This is a genomic window from Streptomyces sp. bgisy027 (assembly GCF_057710365.1).
The window spans coordinates 75,023-90,790 of record NZ_JBYIVZ010000022.1; the positions used below are offsets into that span (position 1 = coordinate 75,023).

Annotated in this window: 10 protein-coding genes and 1 pseudogene; 4 read left to right on the top strand and 7 right to left on the bottom strand. The window is 70.0% G+C overall.

Annotation, left to right across the window (positions count from 1 at the left end; translation table 11 throughout):
- Window positions 1–230: 230 nt before the first annotated feature.
- Together AC3ETA_RS23345 and AC3ETA_RS23350 are read right to left on the bottom strand one after the other, a co-directional pair.
- The gene (locus AC3ETA_RS23345; RefSeq protein WP_432194838.1) at window positions 231–1,544 is read right to left on the bottom strand and encodes an eCIS core domain-containing protein; all 1,314 of its coding nucleotides are present in this window, start codon (window positions 1,542–1,544) and stop codon (window positions 231–233) included.
- Between the two features lie 463 nt (window positions 1,545–2,007).
- Complete coding sequence (locus tag AC3ETA_RS23350; protein ID WP_432194839.1) at window positions 2,008–5,154, bottom strand: AAA family ATPase; 3,147 nt, start codon at window positions 5,152–5,154, stop codon at window positions 2,008–2,010.
- Window positions 5,155–5,783: 629 nt separating this feature from the next.
- Between AC3ETA_RS23350 and AC3ETA_RS23355 the strand changes: the two genes are divergently transcribed.
- A complete protein-coding gene (locus AC3ETA_RS23355; protein ID WP_432194840.1) occupies window positions 5,784–7,124 on the top strand; it encodes a helix-turn-helix domain-containing protein in 1,341 nt (446 codons plus the stop codon).
- Between the two features lie 295 nt (window positions 7,125–7,419).
- Here AC3ETA_RS23355 and AC3ETA_RS23360 read toward each other — a convergent pair whose 3' ends face one another.
- Both AC3ETA_RS23360 and AC3ETA_RS23365 read right to left on the bottom strand, forming a co-directional pair.
- Window positions 7,420–8,691, bottom strand: a complete 1,272-nt coding sequence (locus AC3ETA_RS23360) for an ATP-binding protein (protein WP_432194841.1) — start codon at window positions 8,689–8,691, stop codon at window positions 7,420–7,422.
- A 392-nt stretch (window positions 8,692–9,083) separates the two neighbouring features.
- Complete coding sequence (locus tag AC3ETA_RS23365) at window positions 9,084–9,224, bottom strand: hypothetical protein (protein WP_432194905.1); 141 nt, start codon at window positions 9,222–9,224, stop codon at window positions 9,084–9,086.
- Here AC3ETA_RS23365 and AC3ETA_RS23370 point away from each other — a divergent pair.
- Window positions 9,211–9,498 (top strand): annotated as a pseudogene (locus tag AC3ETA_RS23370) (DNA-binding protein); the annotation flags it as partial. The gene AC3ETA_RS23365 and the pseudogene AC3ETA_RS23370 overlap by 14 nt on opposite strands.
- A gap of 508 nt (window positions 9,499–10,006) precedes the next feature.
- Here the strand turns inward: AC3ETA_RS23370 and ychF are convergent.
- Window positions 10,007–11,095, bottom strand: a complete 1,089-nt coding sequence (ychF, locus tag AC3ETA_RS23375) for a redox-regulated ATPase YchF (protein ID WP_432194842.1) — start codon at window positions 11,093–11,095, stop codon at window positions 10,007–10,009.
- A 348-nt stretch (window positions 11,096–11,443) separates the two neighbouring features.
- On the opposite strand from ychF, the gene AC3ETA_RS23380 reads away from it, so the two are divergent.
- The gene (locus tag AC3ETA_RS23380; protein WP_432194843.1) at window positions 11,444–12,232 is read left to right on the top strand and encodes a DUF6542 domain-containing protein; all 789 of its coding nucleotides are present in this window, start codon (window positions 11,444–11,446) and stop codon (window positions 12,230–12,232) included.
- Between the two features lie 269 nt (window positions 12,233–12,501).
- Here the strand turns inward: AC3ETA_RS23380 and ppgK are convergent, their stop codons facing one another.
- Window positions 12,502–13,251, bottom strand: a complete 750-nt coding sequence (gene ppgK, locus AC3ETA_RS23385) for a polyphosphate--glucose phosphotransferase (protein WP_432194844.1) — start codon at window positions 13,249–13,251, stop codon at window positions 12,502–12,504.
- A 29-nt stretch (window positions 13,252–13,280) separates the two neighbouring features.
- The gene (locus AC3ETA_RS23390) at window positions 13,281–14,297 is read right to left on the bottom strand and encodes a 4-hydroxy-3-methylbut-2-enyl diphosphate reductase (protein WP_432194845.1); all 1,017 of its coding nucleotides are present in this window, start codon (window positions 14,295–14,297) and stop codon (window positions 13,281–13,283) included.
- A 236-nt stretch (window positions 14,298–14,533) separates the two neighbouring features.
- Between AC3ETA_RS23390 and xseA the strand changes: the two genes are divergently transcribed.
- Window positions 14,534–15,766, top strand: a complete 1,233-nt coding sequence (gene xseA / locus AC3ETA_RS23395; RefSeq protein ID WP_432194846.1) for an exodeoxyribonuclease VII large subunit — start codon at window positions 14,534–14,536, stop codon at window positions 15,764–15,766.
- Window positions 15,767–15,768 lie beyond the last annotated feature (2 nt).

The following is a 15,768-nucleotide window of genomic DNA, read 5'->3' on the forward strand; positions in this document are numbered from 1 at the left end:
GAGGGGCGTGCCCGCGCGGTAGGACTCCGCTTCGCTTCCTCCTGGGCGTCTCAACGGTCGGCGGGCACGCGGCAGCCCCGTCACCGGGCGGTGACCCGGACGAGTGGTGCGACATGGCCGGCACCCGCCAACTTCACAACCGACGAAACGCGATCCTCGAAGGGGCCGCAGCGGATCGGCCGGAGGTCACAGGACCGATCCCACCGGTCGCCGGAGCCCTCGACACGGCGTCACTCCACAGCGCTGCCCGTCTCTGGCTCTTGCTTGAACTCGTAGTTGAAGTAGCGGTTCGCGATCCGTTTCTTGATTTTCTCGCGCTGGGTAGCCGCGAACTTACTCATGCTGGACTTCTTGTCGTACTTCGATTTCGTCAACTCCTCTTCGATCGCGTCGAACAGCTGCTGCTGGGATTTCTGCTCGTCATCGTGGCCCCGCAGGTACTGTTCGAGAACCTTCCAAAGGTTTCTTTCATTGATCCCGGCGGCTTTCTTCTCAACCTCGAGAGTCTCGCGAGCCGAGGTGTTCATCGTTTCGTCTTCGGTGTTGTAAACGTAGCGTGGTTCGTCACCGGCCTTGATGAAGCGGTTCTCGTTCACCAGTACGTTGTGGTACTCGACCAGTGCCGTCCGGCCACCCGACTGGTCGATGTTGAACCCGACCTCGTCTTGTAGGACATGGCCCATCTCGTGCCGGACGGTCGCCTCGACGGTGTGCTCTCCGCTGGGGGTGTCGTTCACCAGGATAAGGCGGTAGGCCAGTTGGTAGCCGCCGCCGCCCGCGAGGTCGACCGCCGCCGAGGCGAGACCTTCCGCTTCGTAACCGGTGACGTCTGCGACGCTGAGCCTGAGGTCCTCCGCCGACAGGCCGAAGCAATACCCCACCGGGTAGTCTGCGAAGGGCACGCCCGCGAGGATGCCGTCCGGCACCTGCACGATCTTGATGTCACCCTTGATGCCGTACGTCTGCCGGGCGTCCTCGACCAGATCCGGGTCCACCACTCGCTGGACAGGGGCCGATCCGCCCTCCGTCGACCTGGCGCCGACGCCGGCCTCGGCGTGCTCCGCAGGCGCCCCCCGCACCGGCGCTGCCGTGCTCATCACCCGCCTGGCGTTCTCCACCGCACGGCGTTCGCCACGATCGGACGGGTCGGAGATGCTCAGCCCGGCGCCGTTGTCCGTGCCGGGGACCGGACCGGACCGCTGGTCCAGGTAGTGGGTGAGTTCGTGCGCCCAGTCCTCCTTGGACATGCCGCCGCCGTCCACCACATGGGGCCCCGAGGTGTACGCCTTCGCCTGGATCTCGCGTGCCGACCGCTGGGCGACGGAGTCCGAGTGAACCCGTACACCGCTGAAGTCGGCCCCACCGAACCTCGCCTCCATCTCGGTCCGCAGGGGGGCGTCCAGGGGCCGTCCTGGAGTACGGAGCACCTTGTGCACCAGGGAGCGGCGCTGTTCTTCCGGTGCGTGACCGCCGCGCGCGTCTTGGCGGCGGCCTTCCTCACGTGCGCTGCTTCGCTGCACGGTCGGCGTGGTCGTGGCGGACACGGGCGTCGCGGACGGCACTTCTGCGACGCCCGGCCGGACGGTGGGGGACGACTCGTGCCCCGGCCGCACGTCCCCCGGAGCGACACCGGGGCGAGACTCGCTTCTCCGTACGAACACGTCGGCGCCCGCCGTGGCCGCCCCGGCCCCGAGCACGGCTGCGTGCCGACCGGCACCGGCAGCCGCGCGCAGCCGCTCCGCCCCGGACACCCGCTCCGTCCGCTCTTCGAGTGCACGCCCTGCCGACGACGCCGTCGCCGGTAGCGCGATCCGGTCGGCCTCGCGCTCCAGCGGATCGTCGACCGGGCCGGTGTTCCGCTTCTGCTGGATGATGCCCCCCACGTGGCGGTTGCCGTACCGGCGTTGCAGTTGCAGCAGCCCGTCGCGGGGGTGCACAGACCCGCGCCCCCGCGACGCGGGGCCTTCGGCGGCAGGGGTGGCCGGTGCCTTCGGCGCCGGCGTGACCTCACTCTGAGGGGAACGCATGTGAAGCATCCTTTCCGCTGGTCGTGCCGGTACCGAACTCTCCCGTGGACAGGATCTTGCCCATCTTCTGGTACTCGCGCCGGGTGGCCCGGAGCAGATGCCCCATCGTCACCACCCCGCCGTCCGCGGCGGCGAGGAAGGCCCCCGCCAGAGCTATGTTGCGGATGTTGCCCCCGGGCAGATCGACCTGCCGGGCGAGCAGGTCCAGGTCGAGACCGGCGTCCAGGGGAGCCTCCTTGGGCCAGACCTGCTCCCAGATGCGGCGTCGTTCCTCGACGCCGGGGACGGGGAAGTCGATGGTGACGTGCAGGCGGCGGATGAACGCGTCGTCGAGGTTCTTGCGCAGGTTGGTGGCCAGCACGACCACCCCCTCGTGCTGCTCCATCCGCTGCAGCAGATAGCTGGTCTCCAGGTTGGCGTACTTGTCGTGGGCGTCGCGGACCTGCGAGCGCTTGCCGAACATGGCGTCGGCCTCGTCGAAGAAGAGCACGGCGTTGCTGGTGGCGGCCTCGGCGAAGATGCGGGAGAGGTTCTTCTCCGTCTCGCCGATGTACTTGCTCACCACGGTCGACAGGTCGATCCTGTAGAGGTCCAGGCCGAGTTCGTGGGCGAGGACGTCGGCCGCCATGGTCTTGCCGGTGCCCGAAGGTCCGGCGAACAGCGCCGCCATGCCACGCCCGTTGGCCAGTTTCCGCTCGAACCCCCATGACTCGTAGACCAGGGCCCGGTAGCGCACCTGGTCGGCGATCTCCCGTAACTGCTCCATCCGGTCGGCGGGCAGCACGATGTCGTCCCAGGTGTAGTGGGGCGTGATCCGCTGGGCCAGTTCGGCCAGCTTGCGGTTGGACTGCAGACGGCACGCCGCGTACAGGTCGTCCTGGGTCATCCGGGGCGCATCGGGCGCTCGGGCGTGCGCCAGGTTGCGGGCGGTCGCCGCGGCGTCCCGGATCTGGCCGCCGCTCAGCCGGAACTTCCCGGAGACGGCCGCCAGATCCAGCATCGCCCCGTCCGGCCCGTCGAGCGCGGACTCCCAGAGCCGCAGCCGCTCGGCATGGCCGGGAGCGGGGAACTCCAGTCGTACGAACGTCATTCCCGGCGGCGGATCGGACGGTTCCCACGCGGTGTCCCCGGCCAGGAACGCCGGGGCAGGCTGGGCCGCCAGCGTGGACAGCAGTGACGACAGCCGGGGGCGCGCCTGTTCGCCGAGGACGGCGTCGGCGTTCTCCCAGTACGTGATCGCGCCCTGCAGCCTGGCTTCCCGGTCCACGAGAGCGACCAGGGCCGTGAACTCCTCCATCGGGCGTTCCGCGAGCAGGTCCGCTGACACCACCAGCAGCGGCGTGTTCCAGCGACGGGCGCAGGCGGCCGCGGCGCTCTGTCTGCCGACACCGTAAGAGCCCTGGCAGTAGACCACCAGACGGGCGTCTGCGTGCTCGCTCAGCCGGGCCAGTGACGCGCCGAACTCCTCCGGGAAATGCAGGTCGTCGAGTGTGCCCGCCGGTGCGACGAGCCGCGCGTACGGCCGCAGCTCGTCGGCCGGCTCGTCGTCCTCCAGCAGGAATCCGGCGACGCGCGGGTCCAGCCGGACGCTGTTGCCCAGCAGGGAGTGCGTCGGCGTCGCGGACTCCTCCGTGAGCGTGATCAGACGGTGCCGGACCAGCGGCGCCGACGGTGCGAACCGGGTCCGTGCGACGGCCCGCGTCGCGGGGTCGGAGCACAGGATGTCGAGGGCGAGGCCGACCGTCGGCAGCCGCTGGGTCAGGTCGTCGTGCAGATAGCCGTACAACCGCTCGTAACGGCGGTCCATCTCCGCAGCGAGGCACATCACGGCGATGTCGATGTCCACCGGTTGCAGATCGAACAACCCGGCCAGGGCCACCAGCCGCAGGCCCACGCCGTCCCGCACACTCAGCGCAACGCGCTCGGCGATCTCCGCCGACAGCCTGTCCAGCTCCGCTTCGGCGTCCGGGTCGCCCTCCACGGGGGAGGTGTCGTCGGGCGTGCCGGCCAGCAGCGCGTCCACCTCGGCGTCCGTGACGTACAGCACGGAGAGTTCGTCGGCGGGCTCGCGGTGGGAGCGCCGGTCCCTCGCGACCTGCCTGCCCAGCAGTACGTCGAGCCGGTCGAGCTCCGCCAGCAGGTGTTGCGTCGAGTCGGCGTAGCCCGAACCGCTCATGCTGTCCCGTACCTCGTCCCCGTGGTGGCCGGCCGGACTTCGCTCCTGGACCGGCAGGCCGCTGATGGTCCGACCGCCGGAGCCGGGCGGATCGGTCGACTGTAAGCGGGCCGCGTCGACCGGCGCAGCCTCATGGTGCGAAGAGGACCGCTGGATCGGGATCGGAATCGCGCCGGCGGGCGCGGGCGGCCGGTCCCGCCGCGTCGGGAAGTCGTCGGGTCCGGCCGCGCCTAGCACCTCGTACGTCGGCCGTGCGGCCGCCGCCACCCGGCCGCCACCCGGCAGGATGTCCTCGGCCCGGTCGGCCCGGATGTACTCGTAGAGGCTGGTGGTGTCCGCCGAGGGCCCCACCCCGAACTCATGGTTCACCACCGATGTGCACCGCTCGTACTGGCGAAGCGCGGCGGTACGGTCGCCGGACGCGTAGTGCAGCCGCATCAACTGCCGGTGGGTGTGCTCCCGGGCCGCGTCATGGCGCAGTACGGCCTGCCCGAAGCCGACTCCCTTCGCATAGAGTCCGCGGGCCTCGCAGTAACCCATCAACTGGTCCAGCATCGCCAGATAGGCGTGTCTCAGGCGGTCCCGCTCGTGGTCGCACCAGTCGTGGTACCAGGTGGCGAGCAGGTCCCCGCGGTAGAGGCCGAGCGCGTACTCGACCATGCGCGCCTGATCGTCGGAGAGGGCGTGGCCGGAGGTGTCACGGACCTTCGCGTAACTCTCCTCGAATGCGTCCACGTCCAGCCAGCAGGACGCGGCCGGGTTGATCCGGACGACGTGGGGATCGACGACGACGAGTTCGCGTGCCGTTTCCCCCACCGCTCCTGGCTCTGCCGCCTCGCCGGGCTCGTTCGGCTGGTCCTGCAGGGTCGTGTTGAGGCGCCACAGGGTCTGGCGCAGGTACTTTCGGGCGGCGCCGGGTTCGATGTCCGGCCACAACAGCTCGGAGATCACTTCACGGGTATGAATGCGGTCCCGGTGAATCAGTAAGTAGCCGAGAAGCTCAAGGGCCTTGCCCGGCGGGGCCGTCAGGGGTCGGCCGCTTCGCCGGAGCTCCGCCTCGCCGAACAGCCTCACCTGTATGCCATGCACCGCGACTCTCCCTCGAACCATGCCGGTCCCCCCTCTGTCCCGGACCGTTCGGAGGACGCTCGCGACGGCACCGAGACAGCAGCCCCTCTTTCAACTCCACTTGTTTGCAAGGGAGTTGGGAGTCACCCATGAAAGCACACGAAAGATTCACAATTCCCACGCGACACGCCGGTCGACTCACCGACCGCGACTCACGCACCTGCTCCCCCGGACGGAACGACCGGCGACCGGATGCGTCCCGGCGCCCTTGAGGCGGACGGCTCGACCCCCGGCCCACCCCGGACATCCCCGGACGCAAGGCCGACGTCCAGCACCTCACACAGCGATCATAGTCATGCTTTGTGACAACTGCCATGACTCCATGACTGACATCGAGTCAATACTTGACTGTCGGAGGCCGGTCGGGAGACACCCGCGGACGGGAGCCATCATGGACCCCGGCGCGATGCCGCCGTCCGTGCAGAGCCGTCCGTCCCAGTGAGGAGCCCGTATTGCCCACGCAGCCCGCGTTCGGAAGAAGAATGCGAGAACTCCGGCTCCGGGCTGGCATGTCCCAGGCCGAACTCGCCGCGCCGGGGCTCTCCGCGAGCTACGTCTCGCTGCTCGAGAGCGGCAAACGCGAGCCCAGCCCGGAGGTCGTCGCCGTACTCGCGGAGAAACTCGGGGTGACTGCCCGGTCTCTCGGGGCGGAAGGCGCGGGTTCCCCGGAGGACGGGGCCGCTGGTGAGGCCGCCGGCTCCGGGACCAGACACGCTGCCCGTCGGTACGACCTCGTGGATCTGCTGTTCAAAGCGCGCAAGGAGGAAGAGGAAGGCGCCTCGGACACCGCCGCCGAGCAGCTCACCGCGATCCTGAGCACATACGGAGACGACCCGCGCCACGACGTGCTCTGGGAAGTGCGCTGGTCACTGGCCCGCGTCCACGGCAGGAACGGCCGTGTCGAGGAGAGCCGGCTGCTGTTGCGGCAGCTCCTCGACGACCCGGCAACCCGCTCCTCGGCCGAGAAGCGGGAACAGGTCGCCCGGCACCTCGCCGAGTTCAGTCTGCGCGGCGGCGGCCTTCTTGACGGCCTGCGGTTCGCCCAGCTCGCATGGACGCTCGCCGAGCCCCGGCGGGAAGCCTCCGTAGCCGTGCGCGCAGGCACCGTGCTGGTGAACGCCTGTGCCTGGAGCGGCTACCGGCGCTGGGGGCACGAGGTCGCCGAGGCGCTCGTCGCGCGGATCTCCGACGAGGTCCCCTGGCGGCAGCGCAGCGCGGCCTATCGGGAGTCGGCCCGGCTGGGCCTGCTGACCAACGACTACGCGCAGGCACGGACCTGGTTCGAGTGTGCCTTGGAGCAGATCGACCCGCAGCACGACATCAACGCCTGGGCGGAGGCACAGTACTACCTGGCGATCGCCGAGTTCCTCGTCGACCAGGGCCTCGAAGAGCAGGTGGACGAGCGGCTGGCCAGGGCACGGCCGGTGATCGAGGTGCTCGGCCATACGAGCATGCTGGCCCATCTGGCCGTGCTCGAAGGGCACCTGGCCCTCAGACGAGGACAGCACGACCGGGCCCGGCTGATGGCTGACGCCGCGGTGGCTACCGGCCCCTGGCCCGCCACGCACGAGTACGGCGTGAGCATGCTGTGGACGGCGAGGATCTACCGCGCGCTGGGCGACACGGCCACCGCCGCCACGGTGTACCGGCGAGCGGCCGAGCTGTGCGAACAGGGCGGAGCCATGCACTTCTGCGCGCAGGCGTTGCGGGAACTCACCGAACTGCCCGCCGTGCAGCCCTCCATGTACGCGGCCGGCAGAACACTGCGGCCCGGACTCGATCAGGCGTCCTGACCCACTCCCGCACCGACCTGGCCTGTGCCGGGTTCCGGGCAGCACGGGAGAGGCAAAGGGCCCGACCCCGAAGAGCCGGACCCTATCTGAGCTGCACGTTTGCCAGATCAGCGTCGTGGTGAAACTTCAGCCGCTACACGTTGAAGCGGAACGTCGTTGCCAGGGTTTTGACCTGCGGATACAGCAGCCGTGCGGCCCGGGTCCAGCCAGGATCCAGCCGCCGGAAACCATCCCTCGGGGACTCGGGTGGGGCGGATGGCATTCCGCGAGGCCTGCCGCCCGGTGGATTCGTCCGTCAGCGCCACAGCGTGTCGAGGGGCAGCACGTGCAGCCGGTCCTCGTAGGTGTAGGACCGCTTCCCCAGGTTGATCACCACTCCACCCGCGAAGTCGTCGCCGAGCCGCTCCCTGAGAGCCCGTAGTCCCGCGAAGTCGCTGTCCTTGACCGTGGCGGCCGCTTTCACCTCCACCCCCGCGACCGTCCCTGCATCCGTCTCCATGACCAGGTCGACTTCCTGCTGATCCCTGGTCCGGTAGTGCGAGAAGGAGACGGCCTGCTGTGACCAGCCGGACTGTTTGAGCAGTTCGTTGACCGTGAAGGTCTCCACGAGGTGACCGAACTGGGTGAGGGCTGCCGGAGTGCGGGTCTGCAACTTCTGCCCGGTCACACCGAGCAGGAAGGCGGCAAGTCCGGTGTCGACGGCATGGACTTTCGGGGTCCGGGTGGCACGGTTGGTGACCGAGCGCCCGAACGCCTCCAGCCGGTGGACGAGGAACACGGCCTCGAGGAGCCCGATGTAGTCACGTACCACGCTCACCTCCAGACCGACCGCATCGGCGACATGGCTGATGTTGAGCACCTGTCCGGTCTGCCCGGCGAGCCGACGCAGGACCTGGGGAAGCACCTGCCGCTGCCGGACCTTGCGGATCTCCAGCACGTCCCGCTCGATGACGAGATGGACGAAGTCACGGAACCAGCGGTCCCGGGACCGGCCGGGGACTCGGGCCAGCGCGAGGGGGAATCCACCGGCCAGGACCATGTCCTCGTACTCCTGGCGCGAGGTGGGCGAGGACTCCGCCGTCACCAGGGAACCCGGATCGCTCACCAGCACATCGAGCGCGGTCTCCCGGCGCTCCCGCAGCTCTCCCTGGGAGAGCGGCCACATCGTCGTCACGTGCGCCCGGCCGGTGAGGGACTGGCTGGTGAGCGGCAGGGTGTCGTAGCGGGTGGAGCCCGTCAGCAGGTAGCGCCCGGGGCGCAGGTCCCGGTTGAGCTCAGCCTTGATCGAGTCCAGCAGGGGCGGCACGTACTGGAACTCGTCGATGCACACCGGTGTGGGGCGGTCGGCGCTGACGAAGAGTCCAGGGTCCGTTGCCACCGCATGCCGGGTGTCGACCTCATCCAGATCCACGACGTCGACTCCGTGGCCCGCGGCACAGGCGGCGAGGAGAGTGCTCTTGCCGACCGTGCGCGCCCCGGTGAGAACGATGACGGGTTCGTCCAGGAGCAGCTCCTTCAGGACCGTCTCCAGGTGGCGGGGAAAGCGGTGCGCCGCGGCTGGGTTCACTGTGGCAGGTCCTTGCTTCCGATGGGTGGCAGCCCCCCATTACACCAAATCTGCCACCGATCCATAGACGATTCGCGGACCAGTTTCACCAAAACTGCCGACTCAGTTTCGCAAAATTTGCCGCCTACAGAGCTACTGTTCGAGGACGGCGGTGGTTCGGACAGGAGGCGCTGGACAACGATGACCGACGCATGTGGGCCCGCCACCGCCTGACCCTGCGCAACGACCGGGACATCCACGTCCCCTCCATCGTCGTCAGCCATGGCGGGACTCCCGACGTCAGGTCCGCTCTGCGAGTTTCTCGCCGCATGCGACATTGCGCCGGTCGGTCTCGAAACCGCTAATAAGAGGCATCGCGCCGAGCCGACTCCGAGCCCGGCGGATTAGTAGGCTCAGTCGTCGCTGTCGGTGGCCCGCAGCCGACCACCCGAGCCCTGCAAGACCAGCTCCACCAGGCCCGCCGCGAACAGACCCAGCGGACGCAGGGCGGGGCGAACGCCGCGTGATCGCTCCCCCGCCGTGCCCGGCGGCACCCTCGTCCTGGACTGCGAGGGACTGGCCAAGGCCGTGCCGCCCGACCGCACCGCCACCGAATGGCTTGCCCCAGCCCGCGCCGACGCACTCCGGGTGATCATCTCCGCGGCCACCCTGGTGGAAGACGTCCACCCTCGGATCAACCGCCCGGCCCTGGCGTGGACGCTGTCCCAACTGGTCGTCGAGCCGATCGCCAGACACGCCGCTGCGCTCCTCGCCGAGGCCGGTCTGCACGGCCACAAGTACGCCATCGACGCCATGCTCGGCGCCACCGGCGGTTGTAGTGGATCCGCGGGAGGTGGCCAACCCGTACCAAGCGCGGGCCGAGCACGCTTCGCACTCAGAGCGCAACGGTCGCCGTCACCACCAACGACCCACATCTGCCCGGCGTCGATCCGGCTTCCCATGTTTTGCGGCTCCCGCCCAGGACTCGAACCTGCGGCCAGGCGCGTCCGCGGGACCGCTGCGACGTCCGGCCAACCAGCCCGTGCGGGCGACGACACGGCCGTTCGTCCCATCCAGGCCCCCAGGGCGCGATTACCCGAAACGCTCGTCCCACGCGGGTATACGCGCCACCCCTCCGAACTGACTCGCCGTTCAGTACATCCAGCCGCGATCCAGCCAGCGTGTGGAGAACGACGGATGACGACAGGTGACGAAGCGTCAGATCATCCAGCCAAAATCCAGCCACGGGCACGCAAACGGGGGTCGACCCGAATCTGGGTCGACCCCGTTTGACCTGACGGTTCGCTAATGCGCCAGACGCACGGTAATGCGTGGCCTATACATTGAAGCGGAACTCCACCACGTCCCCGTCCTGCATCACATACTCCTTGCCCTCCATCCGCGCCTTCCCCTTCGCGCGGGCCTCGGCCACCGAGCCGGTTTCCACCAGGTCGGCGAAGGAGATGACCTCGGCCTTGATGAAGCCCTTCTGGAAGTCGGTGTGGATGACACCGGCCGCCTCGGGGGCGGTGGCGCCCTTCTTGATCGTCCAGGCGCGGGATTCCTTGGGGCCGGCCGTGAGGTAGGTCTGGAGGCCGAGAGTGTTGAAGCCGACGCGGGCGAGGGTGGCGAGGCCGGGCTCCTCGGCGCCGACCGACTCCAGCAGCTCCATCGCGTCCGCCTCGTCGAGCTCCGCGAGGTCGGCCTCCAGCTTGGCGTTCAGGAAGATCGCCTCGGCGGGGGCCACCAGCGCGCGCTGCTCGTCCTTGAAGTCGTCGTCGACCAGCTCGTCCTCGTCGACGTTGAAGACGTAGAGGAACGGCTTCGTCGTCAGCAGGTGCAGGTCGTGCAGGAGCTCCTCGTTGCCGGAGCCCTGGACGATGCCCGCCGAGAACAGCGTGTCGCCCTTCTCCAGGATCTCCTTGGCCTCCTCGACGGCCTTCACCTTCGGCGCGATGTCCTTCTTGATCCGCGACTCCTTCTGGAGGCGGGGCAGGACCTTCTCGATGGTCTGGAGGTCGGCGAGGATCAGCTCGGTGTTGATCGTCTCGATGTCGTCCTTGGGCGAGACCTTGCCGTCGACGTGCACGACGTTCTCGTCCTTGAAGGCACGGATGACCTGGCAGATCGCGTCGGACTCACGGATGTTCGCGAGGAACTTGTTGCCCAGGCCCTCGCCCTCGGAGGCGCCGCGCACGATGCCCGCGATGTCGACGAAGTCCACGGTCGCCGGGAGGACGCGCTGGGAGGAGAAGATCTCGGCCAGTTTGGTGAGGCGCTCGTCGGGGACGCCGACCACGCCGACGTTGGGCTCGATCGTGGCGAACGGGTAGTTGGCCGCCAGCACGTCGTTCTTGGTCAGGGCGTTGAACAGGGTCGACTTGCCGACATTCGGCAGACCGACGATTCCGATCGTGAGCGACACGTTGCGACTTCCCGTACGTGAGAGGACTTCTGGGGCTGGCTGGGGCCCGGTCCTTCTTCGATCTTCGATGCAGATGACGCAGATGCACGGGCCGATCCACCAGTCTACGGCGTGCCGGGCCCGGCCCCGGCGCCCCGTCGAACACCTGGCCAAGGTCCGCCCCCGGGCGTGTCCGATGGCCGATCGGCCACATGAACCGACCTAGGTTGGTGCAGAAGAGCAGCAAGACAGGACGCGACCTGCCCGCCGTGGAGCGGCAGCGGGGTCGCGTGGGGTGAGGGCCGGTTGGCGCGAGGGCGGCGCCGGTTCGCGCCGGGCGATGGCGGGCAACCGCCGGACGGGGACAGTGTGGAGCGGGGCGAGAGTCGTACGAGGCGCGGCGAGGGCCGGTACCTGAGGGAGGGCGGCATCAAGAACGCCGGGGACGGCGACAGGGGCAGGACCAGCGGCAGCGAGGGCGGCTCGGGACGGGCCGACGGCCGGCCCACCCGGGGCACCGCCGCCGGCCGAGCCGCCGCGGCCGACGACCCCGGAGCCGCCGCCCGAGCCGCCGCCAAGGCCGCCAGAGCCGCCCGGCTCGCGAAGGCCCGGGCCGCCCGGGACGCCGCCTCACCCAGGCCCGCCCGCTCGACCCGGCCCGGTCCCCAGCGCGGGCCGCGTTCGGAGCAGGGCGCCGCGGCGGTACGGCGTCCCGGGCCGGCTCCGGCGCCGCAGCCCGTCCGCAGGTTTCCCGACTCCCGGCTCACCGGACTCGGCAGCGGTCTGTTCTGCGCGGCCGTGATGCTGGTGCTCGGCTGTCTCGACTCGCTGCTGTTCGGGTCGCTGACGCTGTACAGCGTGCTGTTCCTGCCAGTGTGCGTGCTCACGGCCGTCTGGGTGCGCGAGGGCGACCTGCCGACCGCGCCGGTGGCCGTGCCGATCGCCTTCGCGGTGGGGCTGCTTCCGCTGGGCGAGGGCGGCGGCGGGTTCAGCGGCCATCTGATGGGGCTGGTGAGCGCCCTCGCCACGGAGGCCGGGTGGCTGTACGGCGGGACGCTGATCGCCGGTCTCGTGGTGCTCGTGCGCAGGGTGCGCCTGGTCGCCCGGCGGGTGGCGGCACGCCGCCGGGCCGGTGCGAGCGGCGGCCAGGTGTACTGACCCGCGGCACTCACCCGCAGCCGCCGGCTGCCGCCCGCTGCCGCCGACACCCACCCGCAGCCGCCGACCGCCGCCGGCACCCACCTGCGGCGGTCAGGGCCTGGTGCGAAAGTGGCGTCGTCGCCCGGAGGGCGGCCGCGCGGCGTTCGCTGCGTCCTCTCGGCGTGCCGCCCGGAAGCCCTCGTACCGGGCGTACTCGGCCTTTCGGGCGGTGCGGGCGAGAGGGCGTGCCGGGCGTCGCGCGGCAGGCGCCACTTCCGCAGCAGGCCCTAGCGGTCCTGCTCCGCCGCGTGCATCGCGGCGCCGACGATCCCGGCGTTGTTCTGGAGCTGGGCGGGCACGATCTCCGCCTTGATGTCCTCGATGTAGTGCAGGAACTTGTGGGCCTTGCGGCTCACCCCGCCGCCGATGATGAACAGCTCGGGCGAGAACAGCATCTCGACGTGGGCGAGGTACGTGCGCACGCGGTGCGCCCAGTGCTCCCAGGACAGGTCCTCGTCCTCCTTGGCCTTGCTGGAGGCGCGCTTCTCGGCGTCGTGGCCGTGGAGTTCGAGGTGGCCCAGCTCGGTGTTGGGGACGAGCCGGCCGTCGACGAACAGGGCGCTGCCGATGCCCGTGCCGAAGGTGAGGAGGAACACGGTGCCCTTGCGGCCGCGGCCCGCGCCGAAGTGCATCTCGGCGACGCCGGCCGCGTCCGCGTCGTTGACCACCGTCACCGGGTGGCCGCCCAGCTTGTCGCTGAACAGCGTGCGCGCGTCCGTGTCGATCCAGCTCTTGTCGACGTTGGCCGCCGTACGGATCGTGGCGCCGTCGGTGACCACACCGGGGAAGGTGAGCCCGACCGGGCCCGTCCAGCCGAAGTGCTCGACGACCTGCTTCACGCCGTCGGCGACCCCGTCGGGTGTGGCCGGTTGCGGAGTGAGCACCTTGAAGCGCTCCTGGGCCAGGTTGCCCCTGTCCAGATCCACCGGGGCGCCCTTGATCCCGGATCCACCGATGTCCAAGCCGAAGATCTGCATGGCCCCACGTTACGACGGACGACTGACGGTCACTGCCCGGAGTCGCTCGCCCCGGTGCGCCCGGCGATCAGCGCCGCCGCCTCTTCCCGCAGGTCACGGCGCAGTTCCTTGGGCAGCGAGAAGGTGATCGACTCCTCGGCGGCCTTCACGAGCTCGACATCGCCGTAACCGCGCTGGGACAGCCACTCCAGGACCTCCTCGACGAGGACCTCGGGGACGGAGGCGCCGGAGGTGACGCCGACCGTGGTCACACCCTCCAGCCAGGCCTCGTCGATCTCGGCGGCGAAGTCCACGAGGTAGGCATCGCGGGAGCCGGCGAGCTTGGCGACCTCGACCAGCCGCTTGGAGTTGGAGGAGTTGCGCGAGCCGACCACGATGACCAGCTCGGCCTCGGCGCCCATCTGCTTCACCGCGAGCTGACGGTTCTGTGTGGCGTAGCAGATGTCGTCGCTGGGCGGGGAGATGAGCTGCGGGAACTTCTCCTTCAGCGCGTCGACGGTCTCCATGGTCTCGTCGACGGAGAGGGTGGTCTGGGAGAGCCAGACGACCTTCGACTCGTCGCGGACCTCGACCTTGGCGACGTCCTCCGGCCCGTCGACGAGCGTGATGTGGTCGGGGGCCTCACCGGACGTGCCGATGACCTCCTCGTGGCCCTCGTGCCCGATCAGCAGGATGTCGTAGTCCTCGTTGGCGAAGCGGACGGCTTCCTTGTGGACCTTGGTGACGAGCGGGCAGGTCGCGTCGATGGTGGCCAGCTTGCCGCGCGCGGCCTCCTCGTGGACGACGGGGGCCACGCCGTGCGCCGAGAACATCACGATGTTGCCCGGCGGCACCTCCTCCGTGCGTTCGACGAAGATGGCGCCCTTCTTCTCCAGGGTCTGCACGACGTACTTGTTGTGGACGATCTCGTGCCGGACGTACACCGGAGCGCCGTACTGCTCCAGGGCTTTCTCGACGGCGATCACGGCGCGGTCCACACCCGCGCAGTAGCCACGGGGGGCGGCGAGCAGGACACGGCGGCCAGACGAAGCAGTCATGCGTCCCATCGTAAGGGTGCGTTCGGGGGCTCGGAGATCACGAGGGTGACGGCTTGACGAGGAGACCGGCACCGCGGTGTGAAGGGTGGGGGACGGGTCGCCGGGCGGGGCGGGCGGATGCGGGAGGTCGCGGGGCGGGACCACGGAAGCTACGCCGGACGACGGAGGGCACCCGGCCTGGAGCGTCCGCGCCCCGCCCCGTTCGGCTGGTCGGCGTTGTCGGTGGCGGCCGTTACGCTCGCCGCATGGCTGTGAACACGACCCCGGAGTCCCCCCTGCCCGTCGGTGAGGTGTCGCGGCTCATCGGGGGGTGGATCGACCGGCTCGGGGCGGTGTGGGTCGAGGGGCAGATCACGCAGTTGTCGCGGCGGCCGGGCGCCGGCGTCGTGTTCCTGACGCTGCGCGACCCGTCGTACGACATCTCCGTGAGCGTGACCTGTTACCGGCAGGTCTTCGACGCCGTCGCCGACGTGGTGACCGAGGGCGCCCGGGTCGTCGTGCTCGCCAAGCCCGAGTGGTACGCCCCGCGCGGCCAGCTCTCCCTGCGCGCGACCGAGATGAAGCCGGTCGGCGTGGGCGAGTTGCTCGCCCGGCTGGAGATGCTGAAGAAGGCGCTGGCCGCCGAGGGGCTCTTCGCACCGGAGCGGAAGAAGGCGCTCCCCTTCCTTCCCCAGCTCATCGGCCTGGTCTGCGGACGCGCCTCCGCCGCCGAGCGGGACGTCCTGGAGAACGCCCGCCACCGCTGGCCCGCCGTCCGCTTCGAGGTGCGCAACGTCGCCGTGCAGGGCGTGCACGCCGTGCCGCAGGTCGTGCAGGCGGTCAAGGAGCTCGACGGCATCGACGACGTGGACGTGATCATCGTCGCCCGCGGCGGCGGCAGCGTCGAGGATCTGCTGCCCTTCTCCGACGAGCAGCTCGTGCGGGCCGTCGCCGCGTGCCGTACGCCGGTGGTGTCGGCCATCGGGCACGAGCCGGACAACCCCCTCCTCGACCATGTCGCCGACCTGCGCGCCTCCACTCCGACCGACGCCGCCAAGAAGGTCGTGCCGGACGTGGGCGAGGAGTACGAGCGGGTGCGGATGCTGCGCGACCGGGCCCGGCGGTGCGTCGAGGCGTTCGTCGAGCGCGAGGAGCGCGGGCTGGCGCACGCCCTGGCGCGGCCGTCGATAGAGGATCCGCACCGGATGATCGACGAGCGGGCCGACCATGTGGCGTCCCTGCTCGACCGTGGCCGCCGCTGCCTGGGCCACCACCTCGACCGCGCCGACTCCGAACTGACGCACACGCACGCGCGCGTGGTGGCTCTCTCCCCCGCGGCGACCCTGAAGCGGGGGTACGCCGTGCTCCAGCGGGCCGACGGGCACGTGGTCCGCGACCCCGGCGAGGTCACCGCGGACGAGGCGCTGCGCGCGCGGGTCGCCGAGGGCGAGTTCTCCGTACGGGTCGACGCTGCTGTCGACGCACAAGCCGATGCATAGGG